General features: G+C 46.9%; 12 protein-coding genes and 1 tRNA gene. 9 read left to right on the top strand and 4 right to left on the bottom strand.

What is annotated here, in order from left to right; genetic code table 11:
- Positions 1-378: 378 nt before the first annotated feature.
- Both OSC7112_RS23005 and OSC7112_RS38540 read right to left on the bottom strand, forming a co-directional pair.
- Positions 379-1242, bottom strand: coding sequence for an Npun_R2479 family HD domain-containing metalloprotein (locus OSC7112_RS23005; RefSeq protein ID WP_015178154.1), 864 nt, complete (start codon positions 1240-1242; stop codon positions 379-381).
- 330 nt (positions 1243-1572) lie between these two features.
- Positions 1573-1788 carry a Mo-dependent nitrogenase C-terminal domain-containing protein gene (locus tag OSC7112_RS38540; protein ID WP_150111589.1) on the bottom strand — a complete coding sequence of 72 codons (216 nt, stop codon included), beginning with the start codon at positions 1786-1788 and terminating at the stop codon, positions 1573-1575.
- A gap of 448 nt (positions 1789-2236) precedes the next feature.
- Between OSC7112_RS38540 and OSC7112_RS23010 the strand changes: the two genes are divergently transcribed.
- On the top strand, positions 2237-3052 hold the full coding sequence (locus OSC7112_RS23010; protein ID WP_015178155.1) for a hypothetical protein: 816 nt from the start codon (positions 2237-2239) through the stop codon (positions 3050-3052).
- 154 nt (positions 3053-3206) lie between these two features.
- Here the strand turns inward: OSC7112_RS23010 and OSC7112_RS23015 are convergent, their stop codons facing one another.
- Positions 3207-4250, bottom strand: a complete 1044-nt coding sequence (locus tag OSC7112_RS23015; RefSeq protein WP_015178156.1) for an AI-2E family transporter — start codon at positions 4248-4250, stop codon at positions 3207-3209.
- 414 nt (positions 4251-4664) lie between these two features.
- On the opposite strand from OSC7112_RS23015, the gene gshA reads away from it, so the two are divergent.
- The 8 genes from gshA to OSC7112_RS23055 all read left to right on the top strand — a co-directional run bounded on the left by gshA (position 4665) and on the right by OSC7112_RS23055 (position 16110).
- Entirely contained in the window at positions 4665-5816 is a 1152-nt protein-coding gene (gene gshA, locus OSC7112_RS23020) for a glutamate--cysteine ligase (protein WP_015178157.1), read from the top strand.
- A 240-nt stretch (positions 5817-6056) separates the two neighbouring features.
- Entirely contained in the window at positions 6057-6518 is a 462-nt protein-coding gene (locus OSC7112_RS23025; RefSeq protein WP_015178158.1) for a tRNA (cytidine(34)-2'-O)-methyltransferase, read from the top strand.
- A gap of 581 nt (positions 6519-7099) precedes the next feature.
- Positions 7100-9571: a peptidoglycan DD-metalloendopeptidase family protein gene (locus OSC7112_RS23030; RefSeq protein WP_015178159.1), complete on the top strand. Its 2472-nt coding sequence runs from the start codon at positions 7100-7102 to the stop codon at positions 9569-9571.
- 138 nt (positions 9572-9709) lie between these two features.
- Positions 9710-9782, top strand: a tRNA-Met gene (locus tag OSC7112_RS23035).
- A gap of 126 nt (positions 9783-9908) precedes the next feature.
- Positions 9909-10508: a peroxiredoxin gene (locus OSC7112_RS23040; protein ID WP_015178160.1), complete on the top strand. Its 600-nt coding sequence runs from the start codon at positions 9909-9911 to the stop codon at positions 10506-10508.
- A gap of 112 nt (positions 10509-10620) precedes the next feature.
- Positions 10621-11160: a peroxiredoxin family protein gene (locus tag OSC7112_RS23045; protein ID WP_015178161.1), complete on the top strand. Its 540-nt coding sequence runs from the start codon at positions 10621-10623 to the stop codon at positions 11158-11160.
- Positions 11161-11374: 214 nt separating this feature from the next.
- Positions 11375-15427, top strand: coding sequence for a hypothetical protein (locus OSC7112_RS23050; protein ID WP_015178162.1), 4053 nt, complete (start codon positions 11375-11377; stop codon positions 15425-15427).
- Positions 15428-15549: 122 nt separating this feature from the next.
- Positions 15550-16110 (top strand): Uma2 family endonuclease, encoded by a 561-nt coding sequence (locus tag OSC7112_RS23055; RefSeq protein ID WP_041622696.1) that lies wholly within the window; start codon positions 15550-15552, stop codon positions 16108-16110.
- 296 nt (positions 16111-16406) lie between these two features.
- On the opposite strand, the gene OSC7112_RS23060 is transcribed toward OSC7112_RS23055, so the two are convergent.
- Complete coding sequence (locus tag OSC7112_RS23060; RefSeq protein ID WP_015178164.1) at positions 16407-18875, bottom strand: ATP-dependent Clp protease ATP-binding subunit; 2469 nt, start codon at positions 18873-18875, stop codon at positions 16407-16409.
- Positions 18876-19260: the final 385 nt, after the last annotated feature.

Here is a 19260-nt window from a genome sequence, read left to right on the forward strand (position 1 = left end):
TATAATTGCCGATCGCAAACAGATAAGCTGTCGCGCATTTAAATTGTATATTCAGGGCGGGCTCATAGGCCCACCCCACAAGACGGGGAATTGTTTTTTAACAGACAATTTAAATGTATAACTGCTTATCAATCATCTACATGGGTACACAATTTTTTACTCAAAAATTACAACCTTTGTGATGAAAGGCTTGTGAGCTTGTGTAAGTATATTGGCAGGGGTAAGTTCAGATTTAAGTAAGCCCAGCTAAAAAAACAGAATATCCAGAACTACGACTTCTTTAAGTGCTGCGGCGATATAAAAGAAGAGCATTTTACGTTTAATTATAGCGACTTACTTATCCGAAAAAAGAACGATCGCCCGACATCCACCCCAACCCTAGCTCACTACAGCCACCGCAGACTCTGGAACCTGAGAATGCTCCACACGGAACACATTCGCGTTCAAATTAGCAACAATTTGTTTCCCCTGCTGCGTCAGTTCCAAATAGCCGATCGCATCCTTCACATACCGATAAACCACATTCCAATAAAACTTCGGATAACCATCCCGCAACGCCCCTGGATTTTGATAGCCCAAAACCAGATTTTGCCCAGTCTCCTCAAACTCGTAAAACAGCGCCGCAATCTTTTGCAAATATCGCGGATCGCTCAACTGACCAATTAAATCGGCAGCCCGAACTAAACCCGGATAATTTACAGTATCTTGATAATCTTCATCGGCAGGAACTGGGAAACGAGTCAGCTCAATATTGCGCTTAACCAGCTCGGCATCAATCAGTTTGTGACCGCCAAAACGCTCGTCAATAAACATTTTTCCGCGATCGACATGATAAGGCATCAAACTAGCATCCGTCGCCCCCGGAGGCAGCGTTAATTTCAGGTCGCCTATTCCCGTCGCATACAGTCCCAAATCTGTTCTATCTTGGCGGCAAACACCTTTAACATACCCGATATCGTGACACAGCAAAGCAATGTGGAAGTGCAGCCAATCTTCGCAGGAAACACCCCCTTCGCGGATGTGCTTCCCACCCAGAATTGCTTGTCCCACCAAGGTTACTAAAATAGTGTGTTCGACATTGTGGTAAAGAGCATCGCTATTAGCAATATTTTCTAAAGCCATACTCGCCACCCAAGCAATAATCTCACCATAGTCAGATTTAAACCCGCCGTAAGTGTGGCAGTAGCCTTCAATCAGGCGATTGACAAAAGCCTTAATCAGCAGTTCAGTTGCGTTAAACATATTCACTTCCCCGATCCCACGTAGATTATTAAATTATTTTTATAGTTATTGTTTTTGCTGCTACCGTTTGATGTTATTTTTGGCTTAAGCGCCGCGATGGATATCCACTCCTATCGAGAGGCATCCATTGATATTATCAACAATTATGGCTTAAATTATGGCTCTGGCAACTACCAGAGCGACAGACCCCATAAATAATTGATATCAATGGGCGATCGAGGTATGACACCCCTCAATCAGCAGTACCGTGTTACATCTTCCGCGCATACGTCAGTCGATTTTAGATTTGAGATTTACTCCACAGATACATCTGGGGGCAGGAAGTAGGATCTAAAATTTTGGGTTGCTCACCACTCTTGTCGGAAACTTGTCTCTGTTATGGCTGACCCCCCCAACAACGAGAGCGAGTGAAAGCGTAACCCCATTCATTAATTCCTCATACAAAGGATTAAGCTTGCACATAGGCAGTATGTGGAAAAAATGGTGTCCCCATAACTGAATATCTCTCTCACAAGAACACTGTGCGAGTATAAGTTGGCACACCACTGAGTTACTGGTGTCTCTCCCACTGCAATGCTATCGAGCCACTGTCGCACTGGTTGCACGAGGCGATCGCGAAAAGTTAAGTCTTGGCACTGATTTTCCGGGAAAATACTTGTAGTCAAGTTCACGATCGATCTCAGTAATCATTACTAACAAAAACTTATGAATCACCCGACTCAATCATCAACGAAACCCACCGTTGCGCCGGTGACGTGAAGAAGTTTTATGGGTGGCACTCGTCGCACCCAAATGTGATGCGAAGAGCTAGCATTTGTGATTTAAAACTCGCTAAAGTGTGAGACCGATCACGCCCCCGGTTCCCTACAGAATGTATATTTAGATAGATGGCAAGAAAAGAAGACAGAATAACTTGCAACCCTCCGTCGCAGCTTCCCTTCCCATCATCTGCGATGTATTACTCTGTATACTTACTAATATAAGGTTTCAGGCAATGATTAAACAAAAACATAAATATGCCGACCTTGCTCAACTCCCCCACACAGATACCGTGCTGCAAAAACTCCCTGTAGAAGTTAAAGATTGGGCCCAAAGCTTGCCTTGGAACCAACGGCGCTATGTCTTGTCCCTCTGCTACATATTGTGTGCATCTACTCCCGACTTGCAAGCAGAATTTTTAGATAATTATACAGCCGACGGTTTAGTCTCAAAAATGTTTGAAGATGTAGATACTCTACACCGAGTCAAAGAGTATCTAATCAGATTTAGAGTCAAAAAACAATTAAACGAATCAGATTTAAGAAGCTACATCAAACAATTTTATATCCACTCAGCTCAACAATCGCGCCGGGAAACTGACCAATATTTAGAATCTGCACTCCGCTTCGTTTTGAGTACAGAAGAACGCAATAATGTTTTTAACTACATTTTGGGCTTTGAATTTATTAAGATTGTGTTTCAAATGAGCTGGTTGCAACACGAAAGATTAGCGAGACTCCAAAAAAATCAGTCGCAGTTTATTGAAACCTATATCAAGCCGATTCAACACGCACACAGAATTAATGGCATAATTCTACCGAAAGATGAGAGAATCTTTTTTGCCAGACGCACCTATTACGTTCAACTGCCTAACATTTCTTACAGAAAGCTCATTGAGTTAGTCATGGCAACTTTTACTACAGAAATGGTGAGTAATTGCGGATTTTCTATCAGCCGCCACTCTCAAGCTCTGCGTTTTGACTGCGATTACATTTACGATCCAGAACCAGAAGAAGAAAGATTTCCTACTGACTTGCAATTTATTCATTGACTTTACCCAGTTACTTTGCTTTTTTCTTTTTACTTCTCTTTACTTTTAATTCGCTTTGAGAACAGAAGAGTTTTTGAAGCATGGCACTTCTAGTCGGCAATTTAAAATCTGATGTTACAGCCGGATTTTATATAAAATAGGAGGGCTGCATCAATTAACTTTCCGCTTGCATTTCTTCAATTTCAAACCAGCTAACTATCACTCCTGCTAGCGGAATCGCCAGAAATATACCTAAAAGTCCTGCCGATCTTGCCCCGACTAACAGCGCAAAAAATACCACTACCGGATTCAGGTTAAGGGAATTTTGCATGAGTCTCGGCTGAATAAAATTGTCTTGAAGTTGCTGCAAAATAATGCAAGCTGTCAATACTTTTAAAGATAGCCACACACTTTGAGACAATACAATAAAACAAACTAAGCTAATGCCCAGAGTCGCTCCAATCCCCGGAACTAAATCAAACAATCCGATAATAAAGGCTAAAATCAAGGGAAATTTTACATCTAACAGCAGAAAAATTAAAAAACTTGCTGTTGTCAAAAATAACATTAACAGGATTTGTGCCTTAAAAAATCCTAAAAAGTTTTTCTCTATTGTTACACTTAAACGCCTGTGCAGGTGTCTGGGTATAAATTTGAGAACTAACAGCCACAGCCTCTCTCCATCAAGTAACATGAAAGAAGCCACTACCATAATTAATATTAAATTCAATAAATTGGTTAAAAATACTTGTAAAAAAGCAATACTCGATACAACTCCAGCCAAAGCTTGATTTCGCAGTTGTTCCTCAATAACTCGCAGGTTAACTTGCAGGTTTCTCGCCCGCAGGAAGGCTTCGATGCGCTCTGAAAGAGGCGCCAGAGCATTCACGAATTCCGTCATGCTGTCAATTAATTGCTGTCCTTGAGATAAAAGAGTGACGCCTACGGTGACGGTGAGACCGCCAAAAACTAAAATGGCGATCGCGACAACGAAGGCGACAGCTAAACTTCGCGGTAAAAATCGCTGGAGATTTCGCACCGGATAGTTGAGCAAAAAAGCCACGAGTGCAGCAATCGCGAACACCGCGACTGCTGTTTCAAAGTAAGCTAGAAGTTGCAGTCCAGCCCAACCTGAAGCAAATAAAAGCAAAAACCGAACTAAGGCTAAATTGCTTAGCATATTCCAAAAATTGGGAGGGGTTTTTTCAAGCTGTTTCACAGGTATTTCCCGGGGTTAATAATAGCTCAAAAATATTGCAGAGTCCTCTTTTAGAATCGCACCCAAGATATATCTGCGGCTATCCCTCTCAAGGCAGAAAACAGATGTCGAACTGAGGCAGGGGAGGGTTCTCTTCACCATAAGTTCGATCGTCACGAATGCCCAATAAAAGACGCCCGCGATCGAACAAACAGCCTTTCTGACTCTAAAACCGCCTCGGAAACTCTTTGCGAAGGGAGCATTTGTCCTGACAGGCCCTCAACTAACACACAAACGCTCAAACTTGCTGGCGCCGAAAAACCCGGTTTCAGTGCCAGTCGCGAAAAATTTCAACTCTGCCTCGTGGCAGATAGTATGAACAGGTCAATTTTTGGGATACTAGAAACTAGCACTCAACTTAGCTGAGGAACAAACGTGCTGCTATCGAAAGGCTTTGAAGTAGAAATGTATACCGGCACGCCACAAGGTGAGGTGGTCGGTCTCTCCGATCGCATAGTTGCCGATCTAGAGGGATTTGTGCGGGAGCCTGATAGCCGCAATGTGGAGTACACGACTGCCCCGCTGTCGAGCTACGATCGCCTGTTGTGCGCCTTAGTCAAGCCGCGAGTTCGGCTGCGCGAGTATTTAAAACAATTGGGCGACTATACCTTGCTGCCGGGAAGTACCTTGTCTCTCGGGGGGAGCGATCGATTTTACCGATCCGATCCCAACAACCCCTACCACACCTACATCGAGCAAACCTACGGCACCAAAGTCGTCACCGCCAGCATTCACATCAACATCGGCATCTCCCAACCAGAAATGCTGATGCGCGCCATCCGCCTCGCCCGCGTCGAAGCACCGCTGTACCTTGCCTTGAGCGCCTCTTCCCCCTTCCTCGACGGCGAAGTCACGGGCTATCATTCCACTAGGTGGGGTTTGTTTCCCAAAACTCCCGCCATCGTCCCCCTGTTTGAAAGTCACAGACATTACATCCAGTGGACTGAAGAACAGCTAGAACTCGGTACTATGCAAAACGTCCGCCATTTGTGGTCTGCAGTGCGGCCAAATGGCGATCGTCGCCCCTACTGTCTCAACCGCCTCGAACTGAGAATTTGCGACCTTGAAGTCAATCCTCTGGCTTTGTTAGCCATCACTGCCTTACTAGAAGCTCGCATTTGGCAGATGATGGAAGACCCCAACTTAGACCCCTTAGAACTCAGCACCTTACCTGCGGCCACCCGCAACCAAGACTTAGTTGCTCTCACAGACGCTAACGAAATTGCTGCATCGCGGCAAAGTTTGGATGCCGAACTCACCCACTGGCAAGACGGCAGAACTATTCTGGCACGAGATTGGATTGAGGAAATTTACCGCGAAGTGTGGCCTATAGCCAAAAAACGCGGCTTTAGTTGCTTTCTCTCGCCACTCAAAAAGATTCTCCGGGAAGGCAACACGGCCCAGCAGTGGTTGAAGCTGCACGAGGGCGGTTCGGACACCCGCAGTATTATTCTGCAAGGAATGCAGGGGATGGCTCACCAAGAATGGGAGCTCGAAGACAACTTGTGCGCCCAGTTAGTTGCGTGAAGTACCCGCCGCTATTATCAGGGGGGCTTTCACTAGCCCCCTGGCTATGCGTACTCAGCCAATAATAAAAATAGCCCGAACCTCCATGAAAAAAGTTGCAGAGCGACGCCCAAAAACAAATCAGAATATTTAATCAATGGAGCTCGACAAAGGTTATAAATAAAAGCTATAAGGTATATCTACCTGTGGGTAGTTTTATAAATTTCCCAATAGCTGTATTTTTCGCTTTTAATTAGCTTCATGCCGCAACTTGTCTTGATTCACCCGCAAATCCCCCCGAATACTGGCAATATCGCCCGCACTTGCGCTGCCACAGGTACGGAACTGCATTTAGTGGGCCCGCTGGGGTTTGAAATTAGCGATCGCTACCTGAAACGGGCCGGCTTAGATTACTGGCCCTACGTCAATCTCCACAGCCACGAAGACTTAGCGGCTTTTGGGGCCTATCGGCAGCAGCGCGGGGGACGATCGATCGGATTCAGCACTGGCGGGCGATGCAGTTACGCCGAATTCCAATTTCAGCCCAGCGACTGGCTGATGTTTGGCTCGGAAACTGTAGGCATTCCCCAATTCGTCTTGGATGCCTGCGACGCCACAGTTTTTATTCCGATGAGCCAGCCTGGAGTCAGGAGTTTGAACCTATCCGTCAGCGCCGCTGTAGGTTTGTTTGAGGCTAAACGACAGTTGGGGGAGCTGGGATAAATCATTATCAACACATAAATATATAGATATTTAATAGCTGCCGGAGGCTGCTAAATCTTCATTTAAATATAAGAAATTTGTATCAAAGGGGTGAAAATCTAAATAGCAGACATTAATATATTTTATTCATGCAAAAACAGATTGTTATCAGCAACACCAAATTACTCCCAAGATGATTCAGCCGCAAAAACAGAGTATTTTAGCGATTTAGGGCGCGATCGAGTACCAGCTTGGGTCTGAACACTATATCTAGTAAATATACGGTTGTAGGTTGTCCGGAAATTAGCCTAAAGTCTGATAATAGGTGAGAGTCTTATGCCTTACCGGAACGCAGAATTTACATATTCGTTCCAGCTATTGCGGTGTAAGGCTTGTGGGGTTAATTGCAGCAGGTTTGACCGAAAATTTTAAAATTTATGACGGTTTGAGCTTGTCTAAATTAAAAAAGCAAGGTAATCTGGCCTAAGCATGATAGCTGTCAACAATCAGAATATTTTGCTTGTTGATTTAAACTCAGCGTCATGCGATCCCCTTGAGTGTTTCCAAGGACAGTTAGCGCTTCTCAGTAGGAGGTCGTTTTTTTGAAACGAACATATCCCCAAATTAAGCCTGTTCAGGCTAGTGAAATCGACAGAGACGGTTCTGCGGAACCATCCAAACAGACAACGCTCAGCACAGGCAGAGTTCGCTCTCTCGCCACGATCGGGCTGGCAATATCGGTAGGTGCTTCTGGCATCCTGCTACCGAGAAATGGAGACAGCGCTCGCGCGTCTGAACTCGCACCGACATCAGAATCCACCGCTGAAGTACAGCCAGTATCGGCCAACGGGCCAGCTACGCCGGCACAAGTTGACGGTTCCAGGGCCCCACAGCCCGTATCGCCTTCTGAACCCGCGACGGTTAAGGTGCAGGAGGGGCAAAGCCTTTTGGAGCTTTCTAGGGATTATCAAGTTGAACCGTTGGCACTAGCAACTGCCAACGACATCAAACCCGATACCCTACTCCAAGTTGGGCAACAGCTCAGAATTCCGACTGCGACGGAAGCCACACCACAACAGAACGCCGGCAATAGCACATCGGGTTCGCTAGATCGCCCAGCGACGGTCAATCCCGAACAAGAGTTAAATGTGACTGGCTCCGAGCCGGATAGTGCAGCAATGACAGCGCTGCCATCAACCGCAGCGCCCCCGCCGATCGCGACTGTACCGGAACAAAGTTCGATCGACATCCCGAATGCAGACGGGGCGATCGACAGTTTGAAAAAACAGGAAAACCGCACCACAGAATCTGGTCGAACTGCGCTCGGGTCGGAGGGGGGAGCAAATTTATCTACACCTGCGGCATTTTTGCCGGAGTCAGCACCGACGCTGACCTCCCCCGGATCTGCAACTGGGACAACTATTCCTGACCTCGGTGCCACACCTGTAATTTCCAATGCTGGGGTCGGTCAAGCAGCATCTCCCGATCGAGCATTCGAGTCAATTGAACAGTCTTTGGCAACACCCAGTTTGCCCTCGGCTGTGGTAGTCCCCCCTGCAGGAAGTACCGCCGCGCCGGCTGAGGTTCTCTACAGCGTGCGTCCGGGAGATACGGTAGATGCGATCGCCAAAGGTCACGGCGTATCGCCCAAAGATCTGATCTCCGTCAACAAGCTCGGCAACCCCAACTTGCTGAATGTCAATCAACGGCTCAAAATTCCCCCAGTTGGGTTAAAAAATCCAGGGGTGCAGGCAGCAGCCTCTTATTCTGCCTCCAACTCTACATCTGTCTGGGCGGCGAGTTCGGTTCCCGCATCTTTGAACCCCAGCTCGTCTACCTCGGAAATAGCCGGTGCTGGCGTTGCAGCTCCCGCGCCCACAGTGCCTGTTGTCTCTCCCCTGGAGAACCTCGAAGGTCTGAACAATATTTCAGCGCCGATGGTTCCCAAAATTAACAGCATTCCGCTGACTCAAGTTTCCCAAACCATTAGCGATCCGCGGAAGCTGGATCTTCAAGGCGAACCAACATTTACAGGTGCAGTTGACACCAGTGCCCTGCCTGGGCCAGCGAGTGCAACTGCTACCGCCATCGCTACGGGAGAATACCCGCAGCCGATCGGCTTCGCGGCAAATACTAGCGCCCAGGGTTCAAATGCCGATCCAACTAGCGCTTTACCAGAGTCGAATTCGGAGGCTCTCCCTACCGCAGAAGCTCTCAACCCTTATTCCGAACGCTTGAGGGCAGAAGTTGTCAGGCTGCGAGAGGAATATCGTGCCTCGCGCAATTCGATCGGCGCCAATGCGGTGTCCCTGGCTCCAACTGACGGGCCCTCGGTCAACCCGTCTGAGGATATGCCAAGTGTCAATCCATATCTCTACACCCCCGACTATACTGAGGCGGTGCAGAATGAAATCAGCAGACCGCCATCAAGAGCCTGGTCCCAGCAGGTTCAGAAGCAGCAGCAAGAGCGTTTAGACCCGGCTCGCGCAGCGGAACTGCAACCGATCCACCTGACGCCGACCTCTGCTGGGCAGCGGCCTGTCGTAGCAACTGCTCCTTTGGGAGCCGAGGGTTACGATCTCCTAAGCAACCCGTCTTTGGGACGCATGGTTTCTCCAGAACTGCCTCCGCTTTCGAACCCTGATACTTATCTGCCTAACGGCAAACAACAGTCGGCTAAGGGGTTTATTTGGCCGTCTAAGGGCGTTCTTACTTCTGGCTACGGCTGGCGGTGGGGACGGATGCACAAAGGAATTGATATTGCAGGGCCGATCGGCACGCCAATTGTGGCCGCATCAGACGGGGTGGTTACCTATGCTCAGTGGAATGACGGCGGATACGGGTATCTGGTGGAAATTACCCATCCTGACGGCACTGAGACTGTCTATGCCCACAACAGCCGGATTTTGGTGCAAAAGGGTCAGAAAGTCGCTCAAGGGGAACAAATTTCCGAAATGGGCAGCACGGGCTTTAGTACCGGGCCGCACTTGCACTTTGAAGTCCATCCCGCCGGACAGGGTGCTATCAATCCAATGGCTTTTCTGCCCGACGATGGGTCCAGCGCTTCTCGGTAACGACTGGTCGGAAGTTATGGGTTTTGAATGATTACCAAAACTCATAACTTTTACTGGAAGTCATTAGAAATAATGTTGTTTGAAAACCAGACATAGCTAGCCCTACCGTGCTACGATAGTAAATCGTGAAGTAGATTTGGCTCAGTGGCGCAGTGGTTAGCGCAGGGGACTCATAAGCCCAAGGTCGCAGGTTCAAATCCCGCCTGAGCCATTATTTAATCAAAAAAACCGCGCTCTCAATATTGAGAGCGTGTTTTTTTGATCGATCGAGAAGATACTTGTAGTCGTTATGAGTATGATATATTTGTAACAGTTCGTAAAAAAGGAAACAAAATCTATGACCAGTGAATGCCTCCGGGTTGGTCAAGCTGCACCCGATTTCGCAGCAACAGCCGTAGTGGATCAGGAATTCAAGACAGTTAAACTGTCCGACTATAAAGGCAAAAAGTATGTAGTCCTGTTCTTCTACCCCTTGGACTTCACCTTTGTGTGCCCGACTGAGATTACAGCATTTAGCGATCGCTTCGAGGACTTCAAGAAAATCGATACTGAAATCCTCGGCGTATCCGTTGACAGTGAATTCTCTCACCTCGCTTGGATACAAACAGACCGCAAATCTGGCGGTGTTGGCGACCTCAACTATCCCTTAGTTGCTGACCTCAAAAAAACCATTAGTTCGGCCTACAACGTCCTCGACCCAGAAGCAGGCATTGCCCTCAGAGGTCTGTTCATCATCGACAAAGAAGGCATCATCCAACACTCTACTATCAACAATCTTGCCTTCGGCCGCAACGTGGACGAAACTCTCCGTACTCTGCAAGCTATCCAACACGTCCAGTCTCATCCCGATGAAGTTTGTCCCGCCGGCTGGCAGCCCGGTGACAAGACCATGACTCCCGATCCTGTCAAGTCTAAGGTATTCTTTGCTGCGGTCTAAGCACGTTATATTTGTACGGACACGGCGCTGCCGTGTCCCTACCCGCAGGGGCATTCAGGGAACCGGATTTTTAATTACCAATTAGCAATTACCAATTACCAAATTAGGAAATATGCTGACTTCTACTAATTTTAGCGGCTTGTTAAATCAGCGGTTTTTCCAAAATTTATTGCCTGTTCCCGCGAGTAATGTTCTGAAGTTGGGACAGATGACCCCAGATTTTGAATTGCCTGATATTAATAATGGCAAATTGGTGCGACTGTCCAATTATCGGGGCGATAAGCCGGTTATTCTGGCTTTTACGCGGATTTTTACTGAAAAGCAATATTGCCCTTTCTGTTTTCCTCACATTAAAGCTTTGAATGAAAACTGGGAAAAATTTGCCGATCGCAATATAGAATTATTGATGGTTGCCAGTACCGACGATCGCCAAAGCCAAATTGTGGTTAGAGATTTAGGCTTGAAAATGCCTCTGCTTTCCGATCCAGGCTGTCAAGTTTTTCGGGCTTATCAAGTCGGTCAGGCTTTAGGTGCTCCTTTGCCCGCTCAGTTTGTTTTGGATGCAGATGGAAAACTCCTCTTCAAACATTTGTTTTCTTTCATAGACCACAATGCTAGTGTGGACACTTTGTTGAAATATGTCGATCGGTAAGGAAACCGCTGCTGTGTCCTAATTTGGAGTTTTTCACCGCTGATGCACCCTGGTGTAGGCCCATCAGCGGGATTTTTTCACCGGTTGGCACTGGGTGCGACAGCTCTTTAGTCATAAATACTTATTGTGCCAATTTCGATGGCGGAATGTTGCCATGTTCGATCGACATTAATCTAGGCTATAGCTTGAAGGTACTTAGTACAAGTATAAGCCCATGTCGTCTCCCAAAGATCGATCGAGCAAAATTGAATTGAGCATCTTAGCCTCGCATCCTGAGTTGTTGACAGGTTTAGATGCGTGGCTGCGTCTAGGTTTACTTTCGCCCGCCGAGGTTGAGGAATTGTGCAGGCAGTATTTAGTCTGCCCAATCAGAGATCCCGCTGTAGATTTTTCTGAAATTGACGATAGCCCGATCGCTCCTATTGCCGAGCCAAAAGTACCTGCCTTATCAACGCAAAAAGCAGTACCTAGCAACAGAGAAAGCGTTGCTAGCCCCACAGAAACTACTCAAACCCCTAATTTGATCGCTCAAATTTTGCACTCGCTAATGGCAGAAATTAGCGTGGTGTGGCTGTTGTTTTTAGGAGTGTTCATGGTAGTTGTCTCCTCTGGAGTCTTAGCTGCCAGTCAGTGGGAAAAATTTCCTGCAGCCGGACAATATGGAGTTTTATTAGCTTATACTTTAACCTTTTGGGCGATTAGCAGTTGGGCAAACAGACAGCAGAATTTACACTTGACTGCTCAAACTTTGCAAGAAGTGACGCTGTTGCTAGTGCCGATCAATTTTTGGGCAATGGATAGTTTTGGATTGTGGCGGTATCCTTGGGATTGGGCGGTAGCAATCGCAGCGGCACTGATTTTGACTTGGATAACTGCCCGGATTATCAAAGATCAATATCAAAGCTGTTCAGGAAAAAACATCGCTCGATCGATCGCCCTAAATCACTTGGGATTGAGTTATTTGCACTCTTGGTGGGCATTGGGCGGCTTTGCCCTGACTGCGGTTTATGTGGGTACAGTGGGAACTGCTGCTGCTACAGTTTATCAAGTTCAGCAACAACGATTGCAATCTATCCAAGGCGGGGGAAATACTGAAACATTCGCCGCTGCTTTCAGTTTGAGCAGAGATTTTCTGACTTACAAAAAAGCGGCTTTAGTAGCTTATTCGTTAGGAATTTTACTGGGTCGAGCGATATTTGTCAAGGATGTAAATATCGCTGAAATGGGTTTAGCTTTGGGAATTTGCGGCGTGCTTTTAGCATGGCTGGATTGGCAGCACCCCCTCACATCTGGGACTATTGAAAACAATATATCCGACCCGCCCAATCCCAGCAACTTTTTTTACTGGCAATTAGCGGGAGGGGGTTTGTTGGGTTTGGGATACCTGGTTTGTTTTCGGGACATTCCGCTACAGGCGATCGCAGTTAGCGGATTGGCTGTTTGGTTTTTTTATAACCGTTTAGTGCGGTTTTGGCAAGAGTTTGATTTGGTAATGCTGGAGGCGGTGGGACTTCAGAGTATTTGGCTGTTTTGGCGACTGGTTCCTTTAGGGATTAAAACACAAGTTGTGGCCTTTTTAACTCAGCTTACAAACTCTCAGGAAACTCCTTGGGCTTTTTGGGGTGTTCTGCTGTTGCCTTATTTAATTTTAATGGTAAGTGCGGCGCAGTGGCTCTACCGCAAGCGAAAGTTTCAACTTGCCCGTTTTGGCGAAAACCTTGCTCTCGGTTTGGGGAGTGTGTTAACTGTTATTAGTTTTGTCAATCCGTTTTGGCGATCGCTCAATTTATTAGTCTCTACTTTAATTTTAGGTTGGATCGCTTGGAAATACGTAATTCCCGATAATTCCCGGCGAGTTTCAAGGCCGGCTTCTGCGGCTGAACAACAGGGAAATCCGGCAATTTTGGTTCCCCTAACTCACATTATGGGTTTAGGCGCGATCGCTTCGGCAATTGACTTATTTTTCCCAAACCTGACACCCAATATTTGGTCGGCAATATTATTAATATTCATGGCGAGTGAATGGGTATTTTTTGTCTGGATGAAAGCGGCAAATTCCCGAGAAAACTCTGCCTTTTTCCGCTGGCATCCTGCATTGTTCCAAAGTTCCTGGTATCTGGGCTTAGTATTAGCAGGATGTAGCTTTGTCTTGTTGCAAAATTATTTGATTGCGGGTACTGCCACTCACCGCCCTCAGTGGAGTTTGCTCTGGCTGGCGACTCCTTTGGCTTTGACTGCTGTTGCTAAATATACTGAGGTTCCTCACAAACAAGTTGCCAGTACCTTTAGTACGATCGCCCTAATATTCGCACAAGTTCTAATTTTTATTTTTCCGGGATATCGGTTAATTGGTTTTGGTTTTGCAGCCGGATTAATGTTCGTCAATACTTACTATTTAGTCGAGATACCAGCGGCTGCAATTGGAGTGGGGTTTGGCTTGAGTTTCGTAGCTGCGGCGATCGATCGATTAGGTTTTGTGTCGGGTTGGGATTGGGGAATTGCCGGGGCGATCGCTATTTTGTCTCTGTGGGTGCTTCGCAGCACGATCGTTCGTTTTTCCAGCCGTTTGCCTGAGTCTTCTCAATTAGCTGAAATTTACGATCGAGCTTTAGATGGGTGGGCAATCCTACTCGCAGGCTTACTGTTAACAACTATTACTTTTTATTCCTATGAACTCTACGCAGTCAGTACCTTGAGTTTGCCGCCCTCTACAGCAGTTTTGGCTGCTATTTTGGTGATAATGGCTGCGATAATTTTCCGAAGTTTACGCCAACTTTCCCCTCTGGCAATTTATGCCTTGGCTTGGAGTTTGGAGTTGTTGACAGCAGTCGGTTTGAGTTTTGTCGATCGCACTACGATTAATTTGGCAGTTGCTAATATCGCTCTCGGATTATTTACTCAATTGCTGGGGGATTGGTGGCGGCGCCGCCAGCCCGATCCAACAATCTTACCTACCATTCATTTTATACCTTTGGTTTACGGGGTATTGGGTTTAACTTTCCGATCCCACACTTTTGCGAATTGGACTGGTTTAACGGTGTTGGGGGCGTCTTTAATTGCGATCGGCATTGGTAGGCGGGAGCCAGAATTCAAACCTTTGGTTTATTTAGGATTAATTGGCGTGTCCGCTGCTGCTTACGAATCGCTACTCTATCAACTTTTTCAAACACCGGGAGGAGCTTTTGGCGACGGCTTAATTGTCCTGGCCAGTCTCGGCACAACTTTAACCTATATCTATCGCATTTTATCTCCTTGGCTCAGCAATTATTTACATTTAACTAATGCAGAGTTAAAAATATTTGCTCACCTGCACTGGGTTTTGAGCAGTTTGCTGCTGATTTGGGCTTCTGCCGAGGATATTAAGTCCGCCCTAAGTTTAGGATTAGTCACTGGTGCTTTATTAGTTCAATACGCTTTCTTGCAAGGTCGAAATAATCTCGATCGCCAATGGGCAGAAATTTGGATTTACTTGGGTTGGCTAGAAGCCTTTGGCATCCGGCTTTACTGGATCAATACACCTTTAGTTAAGTATATTTCCGGGCCGCTGGGGCCTTGGAAAGTTGCCCTCGCTTCTCTATTTGCCTATTTCATTTACATTTTGCCTTGGGACAACTGGGGTTGGTCAAAAAAACCTTGGCAGGTAATTGCTTCGCTGATTCCAATAGTTGCTATTTTGGAAAGTCCGGCTAAGTTTTATCCGATTAGCTTGCTGATAGCTGCTACCTTCTATTTTTTCCTGGCTTGGGAAAGGGAGGAAGTCCGTTTTACCTATGTGAGTTTGGCGATAATTGATTGGATCTTGCTGCGGTGGTTCTGGCAAATAGGATTGACTCAGCCAGAGTTTTATGTTACTCCTTTAGGACTTTCTTTACTTTACATTACTCAGTTCGATCGCAGTCTCAAATTACCAGCAGAAAAACCGCTGCGCCACACTCTGCGAATGGTCGCAACTGCGCTAATTTGCGGGATGCCTCTTTTTACTCAGCAAAGCCACGGTTTAGTTGGAGGAGCTTTTAGTTTGGCGGCTATTGCAGCGGGTTTGGCGCTGCGAGTTCGGGCGTTTTTGTTTGTGGGAACGGCTGTATTTTTAATTAATGTTTTCTATCAGTTGGTGGTTCTGATATTCGATTATCCGCTGATTAAATGGGCGATTGGTTTGGCTTTTGGGATTGTGTTTATCTGGATTGCTGCTACTTTTGAAACTCGGCGCGATCGCATTTCTGCTTTGGTGCAGCATTGGGTTGTGCAATTGCAATCCTGGGATTAGATTCGTCGATGGTAACGCGGGCAATGCCTGCCCTACTGAACGACTACTGGTCGATGTAGTATAATCAAATTATGCAACCTGGGTCTCAGACAAAAACTCCAATATTCCTGTACTAAACAATGATGACAACTCAGTTAATTAAGCGGTTATTTACAGTAAAAGAATATCATCATATGATTGAAGCTGGCATCTTGACCAAAGATGATAAAGTTGAATTAATTCGAGGAGAAATTGTTCAAATGGCCGCCGTCGGTAGAAGGCATACATCTCATGTCAAGCGTCTGACAGAGTTATTCTATATCCGCTTATTATCGAGAGTAACCATTGGAGTTCAAGATCCGGTAGAATTGGACGATCGCTCCGAACCAGAACCGGATATTTCCTTGCTGCGGCGGCGCGATGATTTTTACGAATCGGGACATCCTCAGTCTGAGGATATTTTACTAATTGTGGAAGTAGCGGATGCAACCGCTGAAACTGACAGAAATATCAAAATTCCTCTGTATGCCGAAGACAATATTGTAGAAGTTTGGCTTGTAGATATTAACGAGCAATGTGTAGTAGTTTATCGCGAACCTTCTCCCTCGGGATACCAAAATATTCAAAGATTTCAGCGGGGTCAGGTTTTATCTATTCTAGCTTTTCCAGATGTAGAAATTGCTGTAGATAATGTGTTGGGGTAAAAGAGCTAGAACTCATACTATTTTAGATTTTAGATTTTAGATGTTAGATTTGGGAATGATATCGTTTCCGGTTGTATCGTCGGAATGATTTAACCGCAGAGGGCGCAGAGAACGCAGAGGGAGAGAATACAGAGAGGAATAATTCCGATGCTACCGAATTTGATATGACTGATTATATAAGGATTTGGAGCTTGCCTAAAGTTGCTTTTTTTGGACGGCTATTTTTTTATTAAAAACCCGGTTTCTCTGAGAAACCGGGTTTTTAATCAACAGTATTTATCCGTTGGTAGAGTGCATTAATGGCTTAATGCGAATTCGGGCAATTTCGGCTCAGATGGACCATCGGGCACTATCTTAACCTGACCGTTTTCATCCACATCAACGATCGCCTTTTGGCCGTCTTTCAGCTTCCCAGACAGCATTTCCTCAGCCAGTACATCTTCCAACAACCGCATGATTGCGCGGCGCAAAGGTCGAGCACCGTAGCTGGGATTGTAGCCTTCTGTCACTAACAAGTCCTTGAACCTTTCTGTCACCGACAAAGTAATACCCTGTTCGGTTAAGCGGCTGAAGACTTGCTGCAACATAATGTCCGCAATCTGCTTGACTTCTTCCCTGTTCAACTGGCGGAAGACGATAATCTCATCCAAGCGGTTGATAAATTCAGGACGGAAAAACTGTTTCAGTTCTTCGTTTACCAAGCTGCGAACGCGGTTGTACTGCCCGTCTGCGGCACTTTCAGCAAACTCGAAACCGAGACCGCCACCGCCTTTTTCAATCACTCGCGAACCGATGTTTGAGGTCATGATCAGCAGCGTATTCTTAAAGTCTACTGTCCGACCTTTAGCATCAGTCAAGCGGCCGTCTTCCAAGATTTGCAGCATCATGTTGAAGACATCCGGGTGAGCTTTTTCGATTTCGTCGAACAGGACGACGGTGTAAGGACGGCGCCGGACTGCTTCTGTTAGTTGGCCGCCTTCATCGTAGCCGACGTAACCCGGAGGCGAACCGATGAGTTTAGAAACCGTGTGGCGTTCCATGAATTCGGACATATCTAACCGAATCATGGCTTCTTCGGAACCGAAGAAATATGTTGCTAGGGCTTTTGTAAGTTCCGTTTTGCCGACGCCTGTGGGCCCGGAAAAGATGAAACTGGCGATCGGGCGATTCGGATTTTTCAAGCCTACCCGCGCGCGGCGGATGGCCCGAGAAACTGCGGTGACAGCTTCTTCTTGACCGATCAAGCGCTGGTGCAAAGTATCTTCCATGTGCAGCAGCAATTCCGATTCGGATTCTGTCAGCTTGCTGACCGGTACTCCCGTCCAATTAGCCACGATGTGGGCGATGTCTTCTTCGGTGACGGTGGGAGAGGTTTTGAGTTGGCTTTTGTTGATCGTAGCTGCGGCGATTTCGGCTTCAATTTCTAATTCGCGATCGCGCAATTTTCCAGCTTTGTCGAAGTCTTGCTCGCGTACTGCTGCATCTTTTTCTTTTGTTACTGCGGGCAGTTGCTTTTTGAGCTCTTTAACTTCGGGCGGGGTTTGTGAATTCATCACGCGGACGCGGGAACCTGCTTCGTCAATTAAGTCGATCGCCTTGTCTGGCAAAAACCGATCGTTAATGTACCGATCTGACAGTGTAGCCGCTGCTTCTAAAGCTGCGTCGGAAATTGTCAGTCTGTGATGCTGTTCGTAAGCCGATCGCAACCCGTACAATATTTCTATTGTTTCTGCCACGCTCGGTTCGCCGACTTTGATCGGTTGGAAGCGGCGTTCTAAGGCAGCGTCGCGCTCGATGTGCTTGCGGTATTCGTCCAAGGTAGTAGCGCCGACACACTGCAATTCACCTCTAGCAAGGGCGGGTTTGAGCATATTAGAGGCGTCCATGCTGCCTTGAATTGCGCCTGCACCGACTAAGGTGTGAATTTCATCAATTACCAGAATGATGTTTCCTGCAGCGCGAATTTCGGCCATGATTTTCGCCAGCCGTTCCTCAAATTCGCCTCGGAATTTTGTACCAGCAATCAGCGAACCCATATCGAGGCTGATTACTTGTTTGTCTTCTAAAATTTCCGGGACGTTTCTATTAACAATCCGCTGGGCGAGGCCTTCGGCGAGGGCTGTTTTGCCGACTCCCGGTTCGCCTACTAACACCGGATTGTTCTTCGTGCGGCGCCCGAGCACTTGGATCACGCGCTCGATTTCATTTTCGCGGCCCACCACGGGATCGAGTTTGCCTGCTGCGGCTAACTTGGTCAAATTTGTCCCGAATTCTTCTAAAGTCGGGATTTTGCGATCGCCGCTATCCCCCCTACCTCCGGGTACCGCCGCAACTTCTCCCACGGCACGAATTACCTGCGTGCGGACTCTCTGGCGATCGATTCCCAAGTTTTGCAGCACCTTCGCCGCCACCCCTTCATCGTCCTGAATCAGCCCTAGCAGGATGTGCTCGGTGCCGATGTAATTGTGGCCTAACTGCCGCGCTTCGTTCAGCGCCGTCTCAAAAATGCGCTTGACGCGGGGCGTAAAAGGAATTTCCGGCGGGAGGAACCCGGAACCTCTACCGATGATATTTTCGATTTCATTGCGCGCCTCTTTCAAGTTGAGGCCCATATCCAGTAATACTTTTGCAGCGATGCCAGTGCCTTCGCCGACGAGCCCCAGAAGAATTTGCTCGGTGCCTACAAAATTGTGACCGAGGCGTCGCGCTTCCTCTTGGGCTAGCATGATTGCTTTAATGGCTTGTTCTGTAAAGCGTTCAAACATATTTTTTCTATCCTACTGTCTGGGCGAGGGCTGTATCGCTGCTGGTGAGGAGCGATTTGGAACACTACACAAATTATAGATGTAAATTTTTGTGTATTTCCTTCTCTAACAATGTATCTTGCTAAGGGGGGAGGGACAGTGGGGAGACCCGAATAGTAGAGGTGTGGTTGCCGTCCGCTGTCGATCGGATATTAATTGAGAATAATAATAGCAAAATGGCTTGATTCCATGAATACTATCATTTTATCTATAAATAGATTCTTGTCCGAGTAAATAAAGCTTGATTTTTGTTGACCTAAGTACATGGTTGAATTAAGCATATAACAGTTGCCATGTCAAGACTTTTGACAGTTGAGGGTGGTCGTAGCGTCAGCCAACAGCCAAC

Origin of the sequence: Oscillatoria nigro-viridis PCC 7112, assembly GCF_000317475.1 — a bacterium.
Lineage (GTDB): Bacteria > Cyanobacteriota > Cyanobacteriia > Cyanobacteriales > Microcoleaceae > Microcoleus > Microcoleus nigroviridis.